The sequence below is a fragment of the Shimia sp. R9_2 genome, assembly GCF_017743735.1.
In the GTDB taxonomy this organism is placed as follows: Bacteria; Pseudomonadota; Alphaproteobacteria; order Rhodobacterales; family Rhodobacteraceae; genus Shimia.
The window spans coordinates 381750-401773 of record NZ_JAGHRO010000001.1 but is presented as its reverse complement, the minus strand read 5'-3'; the positions used below and the strand labels follow the sequence as shown (position 1 = coordinate 401773).

Annotated in this window: 17 protein-coding genes and 1 pseudogene; 9 read left to right on the top strand and 9 right to left on the bottom strand. The window is 56.6% G+C overall.

The annotated features are described in order from the left end of the window. Positions 1–9: 9 nt before the first annotated feature. Together J7400_RS01830 and J7400_RS01825 are read left to right on the top strand one after the other, a co-directional pair. The gene (locus J7400_RS01830; RefSeq protein WP_209058381.1) at positions 10–690 is read left to right on the top strand and encodes a flagellar hook capping FlgD N-terminal domain-containing protein; all 681 of its coding nucleotides are present in this window, start codon (positions 10–12) and stop codon (positions 688–690) included. A 92-nt stretch (positions 691–782) separates the two neighbouring features. Then, the gene (locus tag J7400_RS01825) at positions 783–1628 is read left to right on the top strand and encodes a phosphotransferase (protein ID WP_348540095.1); all 846 of its coding nucleotides are present in this window, start codon (positions 783–785) and stop codon (positions 1626–1628) included. On the opposite strand, the gene J7400_RS01820 is transcribed toward J7400_RS01825, so the two are convergent. From J7400_RS01820 to J7400_RS01800, 5 genes are all read right to left on the bottom strand, one after another. Continuing rightward, positions 1607–2932: an FAD-binding oxidoreductase gene (locus tag J7400_RS01820; protein WP_209058377.1), complete on the bottom strand. Its 1326-nt coding sequence runs from the start codon at positions 2930–2932 to the stop codon at positions 1607–1609. The genes J7400_RS01825 and J7400_RS01820 overlap by 22 nt on opposite strands. After that, positions 2929–3747: an ABC transporter permease gene (locus J7400_RS01815; RefSeq protein ID WP_209058375.1), complete on the bottom strand. Its 819-nt coding sequence runs from the start codon at positions 3745–3747 to the stop codon at positions 2929–2931. Before J7400_RS01815 ends, J7400_RS01820 begins: the two co-directional genes overlap by 4 nt. Beyond that, positions 3744–4631 carry an ABC transporter permease subunit gene (locus tag J7400_RS01810; protein WP_209058373.1) on the bottom strand — a complete coding sequence of 296 codons (888 nt, stop codon included), beginning with the start codon at positions 4629–4631 and terminating at the stop codon, positions 3744–3746. Before J7400_RS01810 ends, J7400_RS01815 begins: the two co-directional genes overlap by 4 nt. 3 nt (positions 4632–4634) lie before the next feature. Further along, complete coding sequence (locus tag J7400_RS01805) at positions 4635–5759, bottom strand: ABC transporter ATP-binding protein (protein ID WP_209058369.1); 1125 nt, start codon at positions 5757–5759, stop codon at positions 4635–4637. Between the two features lie 87 nt (positions 5760–5846). After that, positions 5847–6932, bottom strand: a complete 1086-nt coding sequence (locus J7400_RS01800; protein WP_209058367.1) for a polyamine ABC transporter substrate-binding protein — start codon at positions 6930–6932, stop codon at positions 5847–5849. A gap of 166 nt (positions 6933–7098) precedes the next feature. Here J7400_RS01800 and J7400_RS01795 point away from each other — a divergent pair, with 166 nt between their 5' ends. The 6 genes and pseudogenes from J7400_RS01795 to J7400_RS01770 all read left to right on the top strand — a co-directional run. After that, positions 7099–7797 (top strand): GntR family transcriptional regulator, encoded by a 699-nt coding sequence (locus J7400_RS01795; RefSeq protein ID WP_247738566.1) that lies wholly within the window; start codon positions 7099–7101, stop codon positions 7795–7797. An 89-nt stretch (positions 7798–7886) separates the two neighbouring features. After that, the gene (locus J7400_RS01790; RefSeq protein WP_209058362.1) at positions 7887–9275 is read left to right on the top strand and encodes an aspartate aminotransferase family protein; all 1389 of its coding nucleotides are present in this window, start codon (positions 7887–7889) and stop codon (positions 9273–9275) included. A gap of 305 nt (positions 9276–9580) precedes the next feature. Beyond that, on the top strand, positions 9581–10684 hold the full coding sequence (locus tag J7400_RS01785) for an ABC transporter ATP-binding protein (RefSeq protein WP_209058361.1): 1104 nt from the start codon (positions 9581–9583) through the stop codon (positions 10682–10684). 85 nt (positions 10685–10769) lie between these two features. Next, entirely contained in the window at positions 10770–11876 is a 1107-nt protein-coding gene (locus J7400_RS01780) for an extracellular solute-binding protein (RefSeq protein WP_209058360.1), read from the top strand. Positions 11877–12016: 140 nt separating this feature from the next. After that, positions 12017–13291, top strand: a complete 1275-nt coding sequence (locus J7400_RS01775; RefSeq protein WP_209058358.1) for an ABC transporter permease — start codon at positions 12017–12019, stop codon at positions 13289–13291. Between the two features lie 14 nt (positions 13292–13305). Then, positions 13306–14151 (top strand): annotated as a pseudogene (locus J7400_RS01770) (ABC transporter permease); the annotation flags it as partial. Positions 14152–14222: 71 nt separating this feature from the next. Here the strand turns inward: J7400_RS01770 and J7400_RS01765 are convergent. Together J7400_RS01765 and J7400_RS01760 are read right to left on the bottom strand one after the other, a co-directional pair. After that, entirely contained in the window at positions 14223–15494 is a 1272-nt protein-coding gene (locus tag J7400_RS01765) for a lytic murein transglycosylase (RefSeq protein ID WP_209058356.1), read from the bottom strand. A 68-nt stretch (positions 15495–15562) separates the two neighbouring features. Continuing rightward, complete coding sequence (locus J7400_RS01760) at positions 15563–16273, bottom strand: YafY family protein (protein WP_209058355.1); 711 nt, start codon at positions 16271–16273, stop codon at positions 15563–15565. Positions 16274–16356: 83 nt separating this feature from the next. Between J7400_RS01760 and J7400_RS01755 the strand changes: the two genes are divergently transcribed. After that, positions 16357–17094: a glutathione S-transferase family protein gene (locus J7400_RS01755; protein ID WP_209058353.1), complete on the top strand. Its 738-nt coding sequence runs from the start codon at positions 16357–16359 to the stop codon at positions 17092–17094. Here J7400_RS01755 and rnr read toward each other — a convergent pair. After that, positions 17075–19336 (bottom strand): ribonuclease R, encoded by a 2262-nt coding sequence (rnr, locus tag J7400_RS01750; RefSeq protein ID WP_209058351.1) that lies wholly within the window; start codon positions 19334–19336, stop codon positions 17075–17077. The genes J7400_RS01755 and rnr overlap by 20 nt on opposite strands. Before the next feature lie 114 nt (positions 19337–19450). Then, complete coding sequence (locus J7400_RS01745) at positions 19451–20008, bottom strand: TIGR04282 family arsenosugar biosynthesis glycosyltransferase (protein ID WP_209058349.1); 558 nt, start codon at positions 20006–20008, stop codon at positions 19451–19453. Between the last annotated feature and the right edge of the window lie 16 nt (positions 20009–20024).

Below are 20024 nucleotides of genomic sequence, written 5' to 3'. Positions count from 1 at the left end.
GAGAATCCTATGGACGCCGTAACCTCTTCGACCAGCGCAGCCCCATCACGCGCCGCAACCGCGGCCAATGCAGTGGCTGCAAATCAGAACGAAACCGCGCTCTCTTCTGACTTTGAGACCTTTTTGCGCATGCTTTCGGTTCAAATGCAAAACCAGGATCCGCTGAATCCACAGGACTCTACCGAATTCGCCACGCAGTTGGCGCAATTCTCAACCGTGGAACAGCAGACCCTGACCAACACGCTGCTGACCAATCTCGGCTCGCAGTTGAACGCGATGGGGCTGAGCGGTCTGACCAATTGGGTTGGCATGGACGCCCGCGTGAATGCACCTGCGCATTTCTCAGGCGTACCGATTGAGGTTGTGCCAAACGCCAATGCGCAGGCAGACAAAGCCTATTTGGTAGTGAAAAACGCCAATGGCGCAGAAGTTCAACGTTTCACCATTGATCCCAAGGCGGACACGCTGGAATGGGCCGGTGTAGACAACTCAGGCAAGCCATTTGCCAATGGCCTCTATAGCTTTGAAACAGAGAGCTACGCGAAAGACGAGCTGCTCGATACAGTCAGCGCTGACGTCTATGCCCGGGTGACGGAAGCCCGCACCGGCACCGATGGGGTGGTTCTCATTGCTCCGGGCGGCGTTGAGTTTGCATCTGACAAAGTCCTGTCCCTGCGCCAGCCAAGCTGAGGCTTGCCCCTGACACGGACGTGAATTAGCGTCGCGGCGCTCTGAAAAGGAACGCCGCGCTGCCTGTTTTTGCCCCCTCCCCCTCTGCATCTGTGATTGCGGCCTTCGCGCGGGCATTGCCAGATACGCCGCTCCCATCCTCTTGGGAGCCTCTGTTTGGTGGACGAACCAATATGGCATGGCGCGGGATCTGTGAGGGCGCGCCTGATGTGGTCCTGAAACTCTATCGGGGTGCCGCTCAGAACCCGCTTTTCCCGAATGACCCGGCAGCGGAAACCCAGCTGTTAAAAATACTTGCGACACATCCTATGGCGCCGCACTTCTGTGCCTCGTTTGAGGCGGAAGATGGTCAATGCAATGTTTATGAGCATTTGCCTGGGCGCGTTTGGAAGTCAGATACAAAGGCGGTTGCCGCGCTGATGCTTGATTTGCATCGCATCCCGCCCCCTACCGGTTTGCGGCAAGTGGCCGATGGATCATCAGAGCTTCGCACCCAAATTGAGTCGATTCTATCGCGCTGCTCAACAGCACCTGATCTGCTGTCACAGCTGCCGACGGGAGACATCGCCCCAAGCGGACGACGCGTACTCTTGCACAGCGACATCGTACCGGGAAACCTCATCGAAAACGACAAAGGCTTGCACCTGATAGATTGGCAGTGTCCGGCGATAGGTGATCCCTGCGAAGATATCGCAATTTTCCTCTCTCCGGCGATGCAGTTCCTTTATCGCGGAATACCTCTCAATCAGGCTGAAATAGAGAGATTTTTTGACGCCTATGATGACGCTGCGACCGCGACGCGTTACCAATCTTTGGCGCCGTTTTATCACGCTAGAATCGCGGCCTATTGCCAGTGGCAGATGGAACACGGGCAACCGGAATATTGCGATGGTTTACAGCTTGAAATGGCCGCGCTTCAGAGGTCTTTGAAGGCGTAGTAGAGATAAGCCGGATACATCAGCAGCCTACGTGCGCGCCCAAGGGGGAAGCGTTGGGGCGTGGCGCGCATAATCTCCGGGTGCCGATGCGTTCCGGTTCCCAAAATCTCCTGAGCAAGGAGCAAGCCTGCATAGCTCCCCATGGCAACGCCGTTTCCATGAAAGGCGAATGCGGCAAAAAGATCATCTGCCCCGGGGACCTTTCCGGCAAAAGGTGTTTGTGCACGGCTGTAGCACACAAAGCCACCCCAGAAATGTGGCGTTTCCACCTCTCTCCAGGCAGGAAAAAGCTGTGCGAATTCACGCTTGATGCGGGTTCGTATGGCCTCATGTGCAGGTCTCGTCGTGGGCAGACCGCCGCGCATTCCGAATAAAAACCGGCCATCCGGCATGAGCCTGAAGTAGTGCAGCAGATTTCGGCTGTCATAGGCCATCTGCGCAGAGGTCCAGCTTTGCGCCTTTTGCTCAGCCAAGGTGAGCGGACGGGTGACAAGGATACTCGATTGCGCGGGCAAAAAGCGCCCCGCAAGCCATGGCGGAATATGCTCACTGGAGTAGCCATTTGTTGCGATCACAAGCTTCTTTGCTGTGAGCTGTCCTTGCGGGGTGGTCAGATGCCAAAGCCCGTTTTTGTATTCGGTCTCTGTGACTGGCGTGTCACCGTAGATCTTTACGCCAGCCGCCTCTGCTGCGTCAGCAAGACCACGAAGGTATTTTCTCGGACTGAGCGCAAAGCCAATTGGCAGCGTGAGCGCACCATGAAAACTGGTGCCCAGCCCCTGCGCTGCAAGCTCTGAATTATGAGTCACCTGCGCTTTCAAGCCATATGTTTGCGCAAACGCGGCAGCTTCAGCAGGGAAAGTCTGAGAAACACGAGCATTGTGCGCAAGGAGCGTCTCACCTTCGGAATGTCGATCCACATCCCAACCGAAGCGTGTCAGCAGTTGCTCGACATGCTCCACCGCCGCACGTTCAGTTTGGAGATAGTCCGACAGAGCGTCTTGACCAAATCGCTTTTCAAGCGTCCTGTGGGATGCTTTTGCACCACCCAAGCAGCAGAAGCCTCCGTTGCGGCCGGAGGCGCCCCAACCAACCTGTTTCGCATCCAGCACAGCGACGGACACACCAGCCTCTGCGAGGTGTAGCGCGGCGTTGAGGCCTGTCACACCTGCACCGACGATGGCGACGTCGGCACTGGCAGTCTCGCTGAGCGGGCCCCGCTCGGATATAGAGACTGTTTCAGCCCAAAAGCAGCTTTCTAGCGGTCCATCTCCATAGGAAAATGGATCGCAGATCCGGCTCATGCTGACTTGGCCGCGGCCGCCTCATCCCGTCGTTGACGCACCACATTGCGCTTGTTGATCAAAGACGCTGTCACCACACCAATGGTGACCACCAGGATCATGATGGTTGAAAGCGCATTGATTTCCGGGCTGACACCCAAACGCACAGAAGACCAGATTTTCATCGGCAACGTGGTGGCAGAAGGTCCGGAGGTGAATGACGCAATGACCAGATCATCAAGCGATAGGGTGAAGGCTAATAGCCAGCCGGAGATCACGGCAGGCGCGATGATCGGCAGAGTCACAAGGCGGAAGGCTTCCACTGGCGTGCAGCCCAAATCCAACGCGGCTTCCTCAAGCGATTGATCAAAGCTCACGAGACGGGAGCTGACCACCACAGAGACGTAGCACATCGAGAAAGTGGTATGCGCAAGCACAATCGTGAACACGCCGCGATCCATGCCAAGGCTGATGAACAGCAGCAAAAGCGACAGGCCGGTGATGACCTCTGGCATCACCATGGGTGCGTAGATCATGCCAGAGAACAGCGTGCGCCCGCGAAAGCGCCCAGCGCGCACCATAACGATGGCCGCCATGGTGCCCAATACTGTGGCCAAGGTAGAGCTGATGAAAGCAACCTTGAGAGTGACCCAGGCTGCATCCAGGAACGCGCGGTTGTTGATCAGCTCGCCGTACCATTTTGTGCTGAATCCAGCCCAAACAGTGACGAGTTTGCTTTCGTTGAAACTGAAGATGATGAGGATCACCATCGGCAGGTAAAGGAACACAAAGCCGAGCGTCAGCGAGGTGACGTTGAACCAAGACATCTGTCTCATCTGCCTGCCTCCCGCTGCTTCTGCTCATTGCGTTGGAAGAGCACGATGGGAATGATCAGGATCAGCAGCAGGACAACAGCCACGGCGCTAGCGACGGGCCAGTCGCGGTTGGAGAAGAACTCCTCCCATAGCACTTTGCCGATCATCAGCGTGCGCGAGCCGCCCAGCAAGGAGGGGATCACAAATTCACCAATGGTGGGAATGAAAACCAGGAAACTGCCTGCGATGATGCCCTGTTTGGAGAGCGGCACGGTGATCAGCCAGAAAGCGGAGAAGCGTGAACAGCCAAGGTCTTCGGCGGCCTCCAAGAGGCTGATGTCGAGCTTTTCCAAGGCGGCATAGATCGGCAGGATCATGAAAGGCAGATAGGTGTAAACGATGCCGATGTAGACGGCGATATTGGTGTTCAGGATCACCAAAGGCTCGCTGATGACACCGATGCTCAATAGGAACTGGTTGAGGTAGCCTTCCTGGCTGAGAATGCCCATCCATGCGTAGACGCGGATCAGAAAGCTTGTCCAAAACGGCAGGATCACCATAATGAAAAGCATGGCGCGCCATTCTTCAGGCGCCCGCGCCATTCCATAGGCGATGGGATAGCCAACCAGCAGCGTCAGGAAGGTGGAGATCAGCGCGATTTTCAGGCTGGAGAGATAGGCTTTCCAATAGAGGTCATCTTCGGTCAGCCAGATGTAGTTTTCCCAGTCGAGTGCCGCGAAGAACTCTCTGATCGCGCCAAGGCCCGCCGAAATATCGAGGGTTGGTGTGTAAGGCGGGATCGCGATGGCTGTGTCAGATAGGGAGATTTTGAAAACGATCAGGAACGGCACAATAAAGAGTGCCAGAAGCCAGACGTAAGGGATGGCGATCAGAAGACGACGCATCAGTTAGCGCTCCAGAAAAACGCCGGCTGTGGCGGTCCAGCTGAGCCAAACATCGTCTTCCCAAGTGAAAGCGCGCCGGGAGATACGGCGGTTATTGGCAGCCTGGGCTTTGATGATCTGCCCCCCCGCGAGTTCCACGTGGTAGGTAGAAATGTTTCCAAGATAGGCGATATCAAGCACTTTACCCTGCACAGCATTGGCGGCCTCAACGGGCTTTTCAGTTGAAATAGAGACTTTTTCTGGCCTGATCGCGTAGTGCAGATCCTGTCCGGCCTGCGCCCCCTCAAGCGGCGCACCAACGATGGCAGGCTGGGCTTCGGCCCAGTGCATTTGAAGGACATCTCCTTTCGGATCCGCCTTGCCTGTGATCAAATTCACCTCGCCAATAAAGTCGGCAACATAGGTGGAGTTCGGAGCCTCATAGATCACGTCAGGGGTGGCCACTTGAATGATTTTGCCGTGGTCCATCACCGCAACGCGGCTGGCAACAGTCATCGCCTCTTCCTGATCGTGGGTCACAATCACAAAGGTGGTGCCGGTTTTCTCCTGAATATCCATCAGTTCAAACTGCGTTTCCTGACGCAGCTTTTTGTCGAGAGCGCCAAGTGGCTCATCAAGCAAGAGAAGCTTGGGCGCTTTGGCGAGGGACCGGGCCAGTGCCACGCGCTGTCTCTGGCCACCAGAGATTTGGTGCGGCTTGCGCCGTGCGAACTTGTCCAGACGTGTCAGGCGCAACATCTCTTCGACGCGCGCGGCGATCTGGTCTTTAGGCATCCGGTCACGACGCAGGCCAAAGGCGATGTTTTCCCAAATGCTCAGATGCGGGAACAGCGCATATGACTGAAACATCATATTCACTGCGCGCTTGTTTGGCGGCACTGGTGCGATGTCTTGACCAGCCAGCAATATGCTGCCCTCGGTTGGAGTTTCAAAACCCGCGAGCATGCGCATCATCGTTGTTTTGCCACAACCCGAAGGCCCAAGCAGGGCAAAAAACTCACGCTCAAAAATGTCGACATTCAGATTGTCGATCGCCGTGAAATCGCCAAACCGCTTGGTAACGTTTTGAAACTGGATAAGGGGTTTTGCTGTTGGGTCTTCCCAAGGGGCAAAGGCATCAAGCGCCATGGCGGTCTCCGAAGTGGCAGGAGGCGAACTCACGAATGCAGAAAGAGGCCCGCGCCACAAGGACGCGAGCTTGTGGTCACTTTGTTCTTAGGTGCCGGATTTGATCTTCGTCCAGAGACGGGTCACAACACGCTGCACTTTCGGAGGATACGGAGACACTGTGTAGAGGTTTCCGAGCGTTGCCTCATCCGGGTAGATCGCCGGATCACCAATCACGTCTTCCGCCAAGAGCGGCTGTGAGGCGAGGTTGCCGTTTGCATAATAAACATAGTTGGAAGCATCTGCCATGTTCTGCGCTTCCATGATGAAGTTCAGGAACTTATGCGCCGCTTCCGGGTTTGGGGCATCAGCTGGAATGGCCATTTGGTCAAACCACATCAACGCGCCTTCGGATGGTGCATTGTAGGCGATTTCAACCCCGTTTTCTGCTTCCCATGCACGATCACGTGCCTGCAGAATGTCTCCGGACCAACCCATCGCCACGCAGATATCGCCATTGGCAAGCGCGTTGATGTATTCGGAGCTGTGGAATTTCTGCACGTAGGGTGCAATCGCGGTAAAGAGTGGCTCAACCTTGGCAATCACATCTTTGTCTTGGCTGGTGGGGTCTTCGCCCAGATACGCCAGAGCCGCCGGGATCATCTCATCGGAAGCGTCCAGAATGTGAACGCCACATTCCGCGAGCTTCTCCATATTTTCGGGGTTGAAGATCAGATCGAGGGACCCAATCGGCGCATCCTCACCCAGCACCTCTTTGACTTTGCCGAGGTTCACGCCAATGCCCGTGGTGCCCCACATGTAGTTAATGGAGTAGGCGTTGTCTGGATCGTAGTTGGCTGTGCGCTGCTCAACCACATCCCACATGTTTCCGATGTTGCTGAGCTGACCTTTGTCGAGCTTCTGAAACACGCCTGCTGCGATCTGACGCTGCAGGAAGGCACCGGTGGGCACGACGACATCGTAGCCGGAGTTGCCCGCAAGCATCTTGGTTTCGAGCACATCATTGCTGTCAAACACATCATAGATCAGCTTGATGCCGGTTTCTGCTTCGAACTTTTCCAGCAGTGCTTCGTCGATATAGTCAGACCAGTTATAGACCCGGACTTCTTCGGCCGATGCCGCCGCCGCAGTCAGCGCGAGGGTCGCGGTGAGGGTAATGAGGGGTGTCTTCATGTTGATCTCCCGTTGGATGCCGAGTTCTGGGCCCGGTCACATTATGCGAGATTAATTTGATCAAGTTTTTGCGCTATGGCAACATACTTGTGCAATTGAGCGTCACAGAGGCGTGTTTGAGAGAGCCACTCAGGCGTGGTTTGCATAAATGAAAGGCAGGTCGGATTTGACACAAGCTGGTGAGCAGACAAAAGAAAGTACGGCCCGTGTTCCGGTGCATCAGCAGGTCTATGCACAACTGCGTGAAGCCGTTCTTTTTGGAGAGCTTGCACCGGGTCAGGCCGTGACCATCCAAGGCCTCATCGAGCGCACAGGCGCAGGCATGACACCAATCCGAGAAGCGATTCGACGGCTGACAAGCGAAGGCGCGCTGGAGTTTCGAGGGAACCGGCGTGTTGTGGTGCCATTGCTGACTGTAGATGCCATTGATGACCTTATTTTCCTTCGAGAATCAGTGGAAACGCGGCTCGCAGAACAAGCCGTGACCCATATTTCCGCGCGCCAGATTGCACGTTTGGAACAGATCGATTCCCGGTTGGATGAGGCCATCACACGCGGTGATGTTTCTGCCTATCTTCGCCGCAACTATGATTTCCACGCGCTGCTTTATGAGGCAGCCGAAGCGCCAATCCTGCTGGATGTGGCCATCAGTGTGTGGTTGCGATTTGGCCCTTCAATGCGCGTGGTATGCGGACGCATGGGGACGCAAAACCTGCCGGACAACCACAAAACCGCGCTGGAAGCGCTGCACAAGAAAGATGCAGCGGCGGTGGGAGAAGCCATCCGCCAGGACGTTACACAAGGGATGGAAGAGATCCGTGATGCCCTTCGAGAAGGCACCGGATTCGCCGAGATGATTGACTAATCAAAATTTGATCATATTTTTGAACGCAGACGATGAAAGCGGCTGAGGACACCCTCATCCTGCCCCAATTTTTCTCTGCGAGGATTGCCATGAATATGATCACCAATCACCTGCCGACGGCAGAGCTTCAGGCGTTGGATGCGGCGCACCACATGCATCCGTTTTCCACGCAGGCAGATTTTGACAGCACCGGCGCGCGGGTGATCACGCAGGCCAAAGGCGTGACACTAACCGACAGCGAAGGCGAACAGATCCTGGACGCGATGGCCGGGCTTTGGTGCGTTAATATCGGCTACGGCCGCGAAGAGCTTGCGGAAGTCGCCGCGCGCCAAATGCGCGAACTGCCCTACTACAATACATTCTTCAAAACCACTCATGTGCCGGTGATCGCCCTGTCGGCGAAGCTCGCAGAGCTTGCTCCGGGTGATCTCAATCATGTATTTTATGCAGGCTCCGGCTCTGAGGCCAATGACACCAATATGCGACTTGTGCGGCATTATTGGTCTGCCAAAGGCAAGCCCAGCAAAACAGTCTTCATCAGCCGTAAAAACGCCTATCACGGCTCCACCATGGCCGGTGCAAGCCTCGGCGGTATGGTGCCAATGCATCAACAAGGCAGCCTGCCTATTCCGGATGTGCACCATATCAATCAACCAAACTGGTGGGCTGAGGGCGGTGACATGAGCCCTGAAGAGTTCGGCCTTCAGCGTGCCCAAGAGCTGGAAGAGGCGATTCTGGAACTTGGCGAAGATCGCGTGGCGGCCTTCATTGCGGAGCCAATTCAGGGTGCAGGGGGAGTGATTGTTCCGCCAGAGACTTATTGGCCAGAGATCCAGCGCATCTGCGACAAATATGAAATCCTGCTGATCGCGGATGAAGTGATCTGTGGCTTTGGGCGCACCGGAAACTGGTTTGGCAGCCAGACAGTGGGCATCAAGCCTCACATTATGTCGATCGCCAAAGGCCTTTCTTCTGGTTACGCGCCAATCGGCGGCTCGATTGTCTGTGATGAAGTGGCAAATGTGGTGGGCGCGACCGAGTTCAACCACGGCTATACCTACTCCGGCCATCCGGTGGCCTGCGCAGTGGCGCTGGAAAACCTGCGCATTTTGGAAGAGGAAAACATCATCGGCCATGTCCGCGACGACGTGGCGCCATACCTCAAAGAGAAATGGGAAGCGCTGACAGAACATCCTTTGGTGGGTGAGGCCAAAATCGTCGGGATGATGGGGTCAATTGCGCTGACACCCAACAAGGAAACCCGCGCGCCTTTTGAAGCAGAAACAGGAACCGTGGGCTACAAATGCCGGGAGCACTGCTTTGCCAACAACCTCATCATGCGCCACGTCGGCGACCGGATGATCATCTCCCCGCCATTGGTGCTTCAGAAAGCAGATGTTGATGTTCTGATCGAACGCGCAACGCGCGCCTTGGATCAAACCTACGAGCAAATCAAAGCTGAAGGCCCCTACAAATAGTCGCCTAATAATTGATCAAATCGACATCCCCGGAAGCACTTTCCGGGGATTCTTTTTTGCCTCGCACGCATCACTTCTCAACCCAAAGGGGAAATTCACGGATATTTTTTAGAATTATGGGTTTACCTCTGTCGGTTTTTGACGAAAATCATCTTTGTTGTGTCGCAAACCGACCTTGCCGGACGAGATTGACTGGCAAACTTTCCGATGTGGACTGCGGTGTTGCGCAATGAGACGCAGGTGTGGTTACACTTGAAACAGATGAGCAGAGACAATCTGCCGACTGAAAACACAGGGAGCCTATTTTGGCTGATAGTGCATCTAATGGCGCGTTTGTCGAATTCGACCGCGTGCAAAAGAGCTACGATGGTGAGACACTCGTCGTCAAAGATCTGAACTTGAGCCTGCCCAAAGGCGAATTTCTAACCATGTTGGGGCCATCCGGGTCAGGCAAGACGACCTGCCTGATGATGTTGGCAGGATTTGAAACCGCAACCCATGGCGATATTCGACTTGGCGGCACCTCGATCAACAATATCCCCCCCCACAAGCGCGGCATTGGCATGGTTTTCCAAAACTATGCGCTTTTCCCCCACATGACGATTGCCGAGAACCTCAGCTTTCCTCTCGAAGTGCGCAAGATGGGCAAAACCGAGCGCGAGGAGAAAATCCTTCGCGCGCTGGATATGGTGGAGATGGGCGCCTTTGGCGGCCGCCGGCCATCCCAGCTTTCAGGTGGCCAGCAACAGCGTGTCGCTCTGGCGCGTGCGCTGGTGTTTGAACCTGAGCTGGTGCTGATGGACGAGCCGCTCGGCGCACTCGATAAGCAGCTGCGCGAAAAGATGCAGTTCGAAATCACCAACCTCGCGCACAATCTGGGCATCACCACTGTTTATGTGACCCACGACCAGACGGAAGCCTTGACCATGTCTGACCGTGTGGCGGTGTTTGACGATGGCCGCATTCAGCAGCTTGATCCACCGGACACCCTGTATGAAGCGCCTCAGAACAGCTTCGTTGCACAGTTCATCGGCGAGAACAACACGCTGGAAGGCACCGTCAAGGAGCTCAACAACGGTCTCGCACTGATCCAGCTGGATGACGGAGAGCTGATTGATGCCATGCCAGTGCACGAAAGTGTGAAGGCTGGCGCACGTACTCGTGTATCGATCCGTCCGGAGCGCGTGGAATACAATAAAGACCGCATCCAAGAAGGCGCACACACGCTGAAGGCCGAGGTGAAGGAATTCATCTACATGGGCGACATCTTCCGCACGCGCTTATCTGTGGCAGGCAATGATGAGTTTGTCATCAAAACCCGAAATGCACCGGATGTGGAACGCCTGAAACCAGGTCAGCAGATCGAGATCGGCTGGCTGCCTCAGGATTGTCGCGCGCTCGACGCCTGACAATAGGGACATAAACCTTCGGCGCCCAATTGACCGGGGGAAAAATGAGCCAAATTCAAGAAAACCAACAAGGAGAGAGTGTTCTATGAAACTCACCAAACTTGCAGCACTGGCGGCAACGACCGCACTTTGCGCCCCGGCAGCGTTTGCCGAAGAAATGGCAAACGAAATGACCCTGGTGTCCTGGGGTGGTGCATACCAATCCAGCCAGATCAAAGCCTATGTAGAGCCTTATCTGGCACTGCATCCAGAAGTGAAAGTCACTTGGGACGAGAGCTCTGCTGAAGCCGTGGCAAAGCTGCGCGCAATGAACGAAGCGGGCAACGTGACCTGGGATCTGGTCGATGTTGTGGCCTCTGACTCCATGCGTCTTTGCGACGAAGGTCTGGCGGTCGAGCTGGATCCAGCCACCGATCTGGCGGCCGCGCCTGATGGCACCTCTGCAGAAGATGACTTCGGTGATCTGCTGGTGTCTGAGTGCTTTGCGCCTCAGATCGTATACTCCACCACCTTCGGCTACCGCACCGATCTGGTCGGCGACACTGCGCCAACCTCTGTTTGTGATGTATTCGATCTGGCAGCTTATCCAGGCAAGCGCGCACTTCAGAAACGCCCAATCGACAACATGGAATGGGCTCTCTTCTGTGACGGCGTTGCCAAAGAAGACATCTATGACACACTGGGCACCGACGAAGGTGTAAGCCAGGCACTGGCAAAGCTCGACACCATCAAAGATCAGGTTGTCTGGTGGACCGCAGGTGCGGAAACCCCACAGCTGCTGGCTGACGGTGAAGTTGTCATGGGCTCCACCTTCAACGGCCGTCTGTTCTCTGCCATTGCAGAGCAGAACCAGCCGATTGGCATGCTCTGGGACATGCAGTCCTTTGACCTGGACGGCTGGATTGTTCCAGAAGGTCTGCCTGCAGACCGCAAAGCACGTGTGATGGACTTCCTGAAGTTCGCAACAGACACACAGCGTCTGGCCGATCAGGCGAAATACATCTCCTACGGTCCAGCGCGCGCATCCTCTGCGCCACTCGTGGGCACCCACGCTGAACTGGGCATCGACATGGCACCACACATGCCAACCGACCCGGCCAACGCGACCAACGTGCACATCTATGACTACGAATGGTGGGCAGACAATCGCGACGATCTGAACGCAAAGTTCGAAGCATGGCTGGCGAAGTAAGTCCAGCCTAAGCTGACAACATTTGGGAAGGGGCCTCCGCAGGCCCCCTCCTCCAAAACAAGAACAGCCTAAAAATAGGTGTTCGTCTGCGCCTTTCGCAGACTTGCAACGCACAAACGGCAATAGCCGACAGGGATACCATGAGCGATATGACCGACACCGCCGGCCCGGTTCTGGCCGCAGACGGGACGCCCCTCAAGCGCAGTCTCGCGCGGGCACTCCGGCGACAGAAAATGCGGGCACTGCTGCTGATCGCACCTTTGCTGATTTTTATTCTCGTGAGTTTCATCCTGCCCGTAGTGGATATGCTCTATCGCTCGGTCCAGAATGGTATCGTTTCCAACACGCTTCCGCGCACTGTCGAGGCTCTGGCCGACTGGGATGCCAGCACCGGAGAATTGCCGGATGAGGTGGTCTTTGCCGCGATGGCTGCAGATCTGAAAGACGCGGCAGAAGCAAAGATCCACACCAAGGTCGGCACACGTCTGAACTATGAAAATCCCGGCATGTCGTCCCTCTTCCGGAAGACCGGACGGAAAGCCAAGAAATTCGATATCGAAAACGGCGGCCCCTGGAAAGAAGAGCTGATCGACATCAACAAAGGCTGGGGTGAGTTCGACAACTGGCGCACCCTCCAGACCTATTCTCCGGCCATCACCTCTGGCTACTTCCTCAACGCGGTTGATATGCGTGTAGGCACCGACGGGCCTGAAATGCGCCCCGAGGATGAGCAGATCTATATGAAGCTCTTGGGCCGCACCCTGTGGATGTCTCTTGCGATCACGTCATGCTGTATCCTGCTGGCGTACCCGGTGGCGTGGATTCTGGCCAATCTGCCTGCACGCAAGGCAAACATGCTGATGATCCTTGTGCTGCTGCCGTTCTGGACCTCGCTACTGGTGCGGACATCGGCCTGGAAAATCCTGCTGCAACAACAAGGCGTGATCAATGACATCCTTGTCTATGTCGGGCTTGTCGCCGATGACAGCCGCCTCGTGATCATCAACAATCAGTTCGGCACAATCGTGGCCATGACCCACATCCTGCTGCCGTTTATGATTCTGCCGATGTATTCGGTGATGCAGACCATCAACCCCTCCTATCTGCGCGCGGCCAAATCTCTGGGTGCAACCGATTGGACGGCATTCTGGAGGGTCTATTTCCCGCAGACCGTGCCGGGCATCGGTGCCGGGTCGATCCTCGTGTTCATTCTGGCAATCGGCTACTACATCACACCAGCTCTGGTGGGGGGAACAAAAGGTACCTTCATCTCCAACCAGATCGCCTTCCACATCTCGACGTCGCTCAACTGGGGTCTCGCCTCAGCACTTGGCGCAATTCTTCTGGCGGTCGTTCTCGTGCTCTATTGGGCCTATGACAAAATCGTCGGCATCGACAACGTGAAGCTGGGGTAACGGACATGAGCGCACTTCCACCATATGCAACCACCGGCCAACGTGTTTGGTACTATTCCTTCCGCGTCATCTGTGGCCTGATCTTCTTCTTCCTGATCGCTCCGATCATGGTCGTGATCCCGCTGAGCTTTAACGCGCAGGACTTCTTCACCTTCACCAAGGAAATGCTGAGCTTTGATCCGGAAGGCTATTCGCTTAAGCACTACCGCGATTTCTTCGGCAATCCGGACTGGCAGGATGCCCTCTGGAACTCAGTGAAAATCGCACCGGCGGCGACTTTGCTTTCCGTGTCTCTTGGTACCCTCGCAGCGATTGGTTTGAGCCAGCCACATGTGCCCTTCCGCCGTGCGATTATGGCCACGTTAATCTCCCCGATGATCGTACCTCTGATCATTTCGGCCGCAGGTATGTACTTCTTCTATTCCCGCATGGGTCTGGCAGGCACCTACTGGGGCGTTGTCCTCGCGCACGCAGCGCTAGGTATTCCGTTTGTGATCATCACCGTAACAGCAACGCTGGTGGGCTTTGACCACTCTCTGACACGCGCTGCAGCCAGCATGGGTGCCAACCCGGTCACGACGTTCTATCGCATCCAGATGCCTCTGATTCTTCCGGGCGTGATCTCCGGTGCGCTGTTTGCCTTCATCACTTCTTTCGACGAGGTGGTGGTGGTGATCTTTGTGGGATCGGCCAAGCAACAGACCCTGCCATGGCAGATGTTCACCGGCCTTCGGGAACAGATCAGTCCAACCATTCTGGCCGTGGCAACCATTCTGGTGGCGATCTCTATCGCACTCCTAACCACGGTTGAGCTTCTGCGCCGCCGCTCAGAACGCCTGCGGGGCATGTCCCCAACCTAAGCGGGTAGCAGAAACAGAAAAAGGCGGTCTCTGGATACAGAGGCCGCCTTTTTTGTGGAAGGATGCAGACATTAGCGCAGTGTTTTGAGCAGCGTCAGAGAGGCATATCCATCAGGCTCAAGCCCAACAGAGCGCTGATATTGGCGCACAGCTTCAATGGTCAGAGGCCCGATTTTGCCATCTACCTTCTGGGTATCAAAACCCGCTTTGGTCAGTCGACGCTGCAGCTCTTTGCGCTCCTTGAAGGTAAGTGCGCGATCACCACGTGGCCATTTTCCTTGAATGGCCGGCCCACCTTCGATCCGGTCGCTCAGATGGCCAACACCGATCACATAAGCATCTGCCGCGTTGTAGCGCTCGATCACCGCAAAATTCTTAAAAATCAGAAAGGCCGCGCCCTGACCGCCCGCGGGCAACAAGAGCGACGCCGTACCGTGGTTTGGAACGGATCGGCCGTTGATCCCCACAACCCCCAAACGCGCCCATTCAGCAGGGGATTTCTTGATTTTGCGATTTGCGAGGGCGTAGTTGAAGCCACGCGGCAGTTTTACCTCGACACCCCAAGGCTGGCCAGACACCCACCCTGAACGCTTCAGATACGCCGCAGTGGATGCCAGTGCATCTGTCGGGTCTTCCGACCAAATATCGCGCTTGCCGTCTCCGGTGAAATCAACCGCGAAGGATTGATAGGAGGTGGGGATGAACTGTGTGTGCCCCATGGCACCGGCCCAGCTCCCGGTCATATTGCGCGCTGAAACATCCCCATTTTGCAGGATCTTCAACGCGGCTGTGAGCTGCTGCTCGAAGAACTTACCGCGGCGGCCATCGTAGGCAAGCGTAGCTAGGGCCTCAATAATGGGCGTGTTCCCACGATAGGTTCCGTAGTTGCTCTCCAATCCCCAAACCGCGACAACCACTTCCTTCTCAACGCCATAGTGCGCCTCGATGCGCTGGAGGGTCCTGCGATGTTTCTTGAGCGCAGCCTTGCCGTTTTTGATCCGGGTCTCAGAGACAGCGCTGTCGAGGTATTCCCAGATCGTTTTGGTGAACTCGCTTTGATTGCGATCTCTCTGGATCACATCGCTGTTGTATTGCACGCCACGAAAAGCCTGGTCAAAAACCGCAGCACTCACACCAGCGCTGATTGCACGACCACGGTAGCCATTGATCCAACGCTGAAATCCCTTGTTGCTGACAGCGACTGTTTGGGGAGCGGGTGCTGTCAGGGCAGGATCAAGAGGTCGCAGAACGGGGCGAAGCGATTGGGAAGGCGCATTGGCCGTCGCGCTCGTGGATATGGCTGCCGATAAAACGCCAACAACCCAATATTTGTTTTTCCACATGGCCCTGCTCCTCGCCTGTTTAGGAAAAGTCTACCGCGATCCGCCCCGTCACAAAAGAACAGACACAATCAAGCGCGAGGATTTGCCGACGTCTGATTTTCTTCCCTAAGGCGCTGCTTAAACTCCCGGAGCATCGGGATACGGCGGGGCCGAAACGAACGCTCAGTAACTGCTAGATCGGACATGCGGTCCAATCGGAACGCTCGAAAATCTTTCCTGAGATGGCAATAGGCCAACAGGCAGTGCGCGGTTTTCATGAAGACAATCGACAATGGGTCGGCCTGACGCGATGTCTGCGCGCCCTGTGCATCGGCATAGTCAAAGCCCACCGTGCGCTCTTCCCAGGCAGCTTGCCGCAAAACACTTGCGTCAATTCCGGGAGCCGGTGGCTTTTCAAAGCGCCTTGCCGTGAGAATCGCATGTTTCAAGCGGTGCGCCTGTGCCTCTGGCAGACGCGATTTAAGCTTGTTTAGAGCCGAATGTGCGGCTGACGCCAGGGCCGGGTCGCCAACTTCCATCACTTCATTCAATCCAACCACCAAGGCCTCTATTTCTTCAGGCACAAACCCCAAAGGCGGCAGTGTTGCGTCTTCGATCAAAGTGAAACCAAACCCCGCTTCGCCATCAATCACCGCTCCAAGCCCGCGCAAACTGTCGATGTCTCGGTAAATGGTGCGCTCTGACACGCCGGTTTCCCGCGCCAAAGCCTGCGCTGTGGCGGGAGGTGGAAGATCACGCAAAGCTTGCATGAGTTGAAACAAACGGTCGGTGCGGCTCATAAGTCTTGATACTGCATCCAACTGACAAAAACTGACAAGAGCCTCCGTTAGACAAAGCGCATCTTTTCTAAAGGAGTGAAGAAATGCACTTGATCATGTTCCCCGGCACCGAAACCCTGCCAAGCTTGTCGCCATTCTGTACCAAGGCGATCTGTCTGCTTCAGATGGCCGGCGCAGACTGGCAGCCGGAGATCACCACGGATGTCTCTCCCATGCCGCTTGGCAAACTGCCGGTGCTGCGCCTGCCTGACCGCCTGATCCCCGACAGCGCCAATATCGAGGCCTATCTGACCGAACAGGGTGCAGCGTTCTATTCGAACATGAGCGCAAAAGAGCGGGGCATGGCCCATGCGCTGGTACGTATGGTCGAAGACAGTCTGGTGCTGGGCATGGCCCATGACCGCTGGCTTGATGACGCAGTCTGGCCGGACACCCGTGCGCTGCTGTTTTCAGAGGTGCCCGCAGACATGCGCGATGCGGTGGCAGAAGAGGCCCGCGCGGGCGTGCGCGCCGGGTTGACCGGACATGGAATAGCCCGCTTCTCCCCCGCCGACCGGCAGGCTCGATTTGACAAGGATTTGGCTGCATTAGAGACACAATTGGGTACAAAACCCTATCTCTTTGGCACATCGCCCTCAGGCGCGGATGCCGCCATTGTGCCGACGCTGGACATGATTCTGCAACTGCCCGCTGAGACTGACCTTCAGGCTGCGCTGAAGGCCAAACCCACGCTCACTGCTTATGTGGCGCGTGCGCGGGCTGCGCTTTATCCGCAGAGCATCCCAATGGCGGCCGCACCAATCAGCTCCGCCGCCGAGTAACTTTGCGTTTGGTCTTGGCCGCCTTGTGCTTTGCCTTGGCGGCCTTGCGCCGCACCGGACCACCGCGCCGGTTCTTGCCGCCGCGCCCCGCCCGTTTCACCACCTCGCCATCCAGCGAAATCAGCTCCAGCGCGATGCCTCCGGTCACCGGCGCCGCTTCTGTCAGACGCGCGGTCACGCGCTGGCCAAGGCCAATCACAATGCCCGTGTCAGAGCCGGTCAGCATGTTGGTTTCCGCATCGAAGTGGAAATACTCCCGCCCAAGCTCACGCATCGGGATAAGCCCGTCCGCGCCGGTTTCGTCAAGTTTCACAAACACCCCGAACCGCGCAATGCCGCTGATCCGTCCGGTGAATTCATTCCCGATCCGCTCAGACATATAGGCCGCCAGATAGCGATCCGTGGTGTCCCGTTCCGCCAGCATGGAGCGGCGCTCCGTGTCGGAGATATGCGTGGCGGTGTTTTCCAGCCGCTCGATGGATTCCGGTGTCAGCCCGTCATTGCCCCAGCCATGGGCCGTTATCAACGCGCGGTGCACAATCAGATCCGCATAGCGCCGGATCGGCGAGGTGAAATGCGCATACGCCCGCAGCGCCAGACCAAAATGGCCGAAATTCTGCGGCGCATAATAGGCTTGCGTCATCGAACGCAAAGTCGAGAGATTGATGAGTTCAGCTTGCTCTGTTCCTGCCGCGGCGTCCAAAAGCTGGTTGAGGTGGCGTGTTTGCAAGACCTGCCCCTTGGCCAGGGTCAACCCCGCAGCCTGTGCCGTATCACGCAGCGCGTTTAGTTTCTCCGGGCTTGGCTCTTCATGCACGCGGAACAGGAGTGGCGACTTTTTGGCAATCAGCGTTTCAGCGGCGCAGACGTTTGCGAGCACCATGAACTCTTCGATCAGTTTGTGGGCGTCAAAGCGGTCCCGGAAGTTGACTGACAGCACATCACCTTTGTCTGACAGCTCAATTTTACGCTCCGGAAGATCAAGAGCCAGCGGTTGGCGGGCTTCGCGCGCTTTGGTTAACGCTGCATAGGCCGCATAAAGCGGTGTAATCACGCTGTCCATGAGCGTGGCGCAACGCTTGTTGGGATGGCCATCCTGCGCCTGCTGCACCTCGCCATAGTTCAGCGAGGCAACCGAGCGGATCATAGCGCGACAGAAACGGTGTCCGATCTTTTTGCCATCAGCATCGATCTGTATGCGGAGTGCAATCACCGCCCGTGGCACCCCTTCATGCAAAGAGCAAAGATCACCGGACAGCCGATCCGGCAGCATGGGCACAACACGATCCGGGAAATACGAGGAATTGCCACGTTTTCGCGCTTCGCGATCAAGCGCTGTGTCGGCGGTGACGTATTGTGCCACATCGGCAATCGCGACCCAAAGCACGTGCCCACCCGCATTTTGGGGATCATCATCAACGTGTGCCCAGCAGGCGTCATCATGGTCTCTGGCATCCGCCGGATCGATGGTGACAAACGGCATGTCGCGCAGATCTTCGCGCACGCCGAGCGGTGCCGGTTTGGCATTGTCGGCCTCCGACACCACCTCATCTGGGAAGGTATCAGGAATTCCGTGCTGATGGATCGCAATCAGCGAGACGGACTTTGGGGCTGAAGGGTCTCCCAAACGACCAACAATGCGCGCGCGTGGCAATCCGAGGCGCCCGCGTGGGCCGGATTGCTCGGCTTCCACCAACTCTCCATCCTTTGCGCCTGCGCTCTGATCGCTGGCGACGGACCACTCTTTGCCGTCGCCCTTATCAATGGGGACAATGCGTCCTCCTTCGGCGGTTTTCCGGAAGATCCCCAGAACACGGCGCGGGTTGGTACCGATGCGGCGAATGAGACGGGCTTCGTATTGGTAGCCCTCGTCCGCGACCTCGGTGAGGCGGCCCAAAATGCGGTCACCTTGTCCCAGCGCAGGATCAGAGGCACGCGGGATCACCAAGATTGTTGGCGCCTCTCCTTCGCCATGCCACTCAAGCGGCCGCGCAAAGAGATCACCATCTTCATTGGGACCGGCAATTTGCAGAACCGAGACCGGAGGTAATTTGTCCGGATCGCGATAGGTCTTACGGCGCTTTTGTAGGTGTCCCTCGGCTTCAAGCTCCTTAAGCAGGCGCTTGAGATCGATACGCGCAGCCCCTTTGATGCCAAAGGCTTTGGCGATGTCACGTTTGGAAGTGAGGGTCGGGTTTTCGGAAATCCACTCAAGGACTTCCTCTCTGGAGGGCATAGGCATAGGGCTGCCCTATCACGGTGCAGTCAGTAGGTCTACGTGCAGAATAGGAAGGGGCCAGCTCCATCCTGCGCCTGCGGCCCAGTTCATCCCCGGGATACTTGACGAATGAGAAGCTTAGAGCCGCGCAAGATCCGCAACTGTGTCCACATCAGCAAGAGTGGCAACCTCTGCAATCTTCGCATCCGGCAGTGTGGCACGGCTGTCTGCCAGCGCGTGTTCGCTGGACCAACGCACATTGTGGAAGAGGGAAGGCGGCGGCAGCGCGGTGCGTTTCAGGCCAACCAACCAGAAACCGCCATCCGGCGCGGGACCAAAGACTGCTTCGTGATCGCCCAGCGCGCGGAAAGCTTCGCTGACCCGTGCGCGGGTGATGCCCGGGATATCGGCCCCAATGATGCAAACCGGGCCCGGCGGCATCCGATGAAATTGACGCACCATACGGGCACCAAGATCACCACTACCCTGAGGAACCCTCGGGAGATGGCTTGGCCAAACGCGAGAGCTAAGCCCAGCGCGATCCGGAGCGACAGCAAGAAGCAGGTCCCAGCGCGGGTCTTCCAGACGTTTCAAAAGCGACGCGGACTGGTGGCGAAACCACCAGGCAGAGGCCGTCATACCTATGTCGCGCCCCAAACGTGTTTTGACACGACCGGGGCGTGGCTCCTTGAGCATCACAACAAGTCGTTGA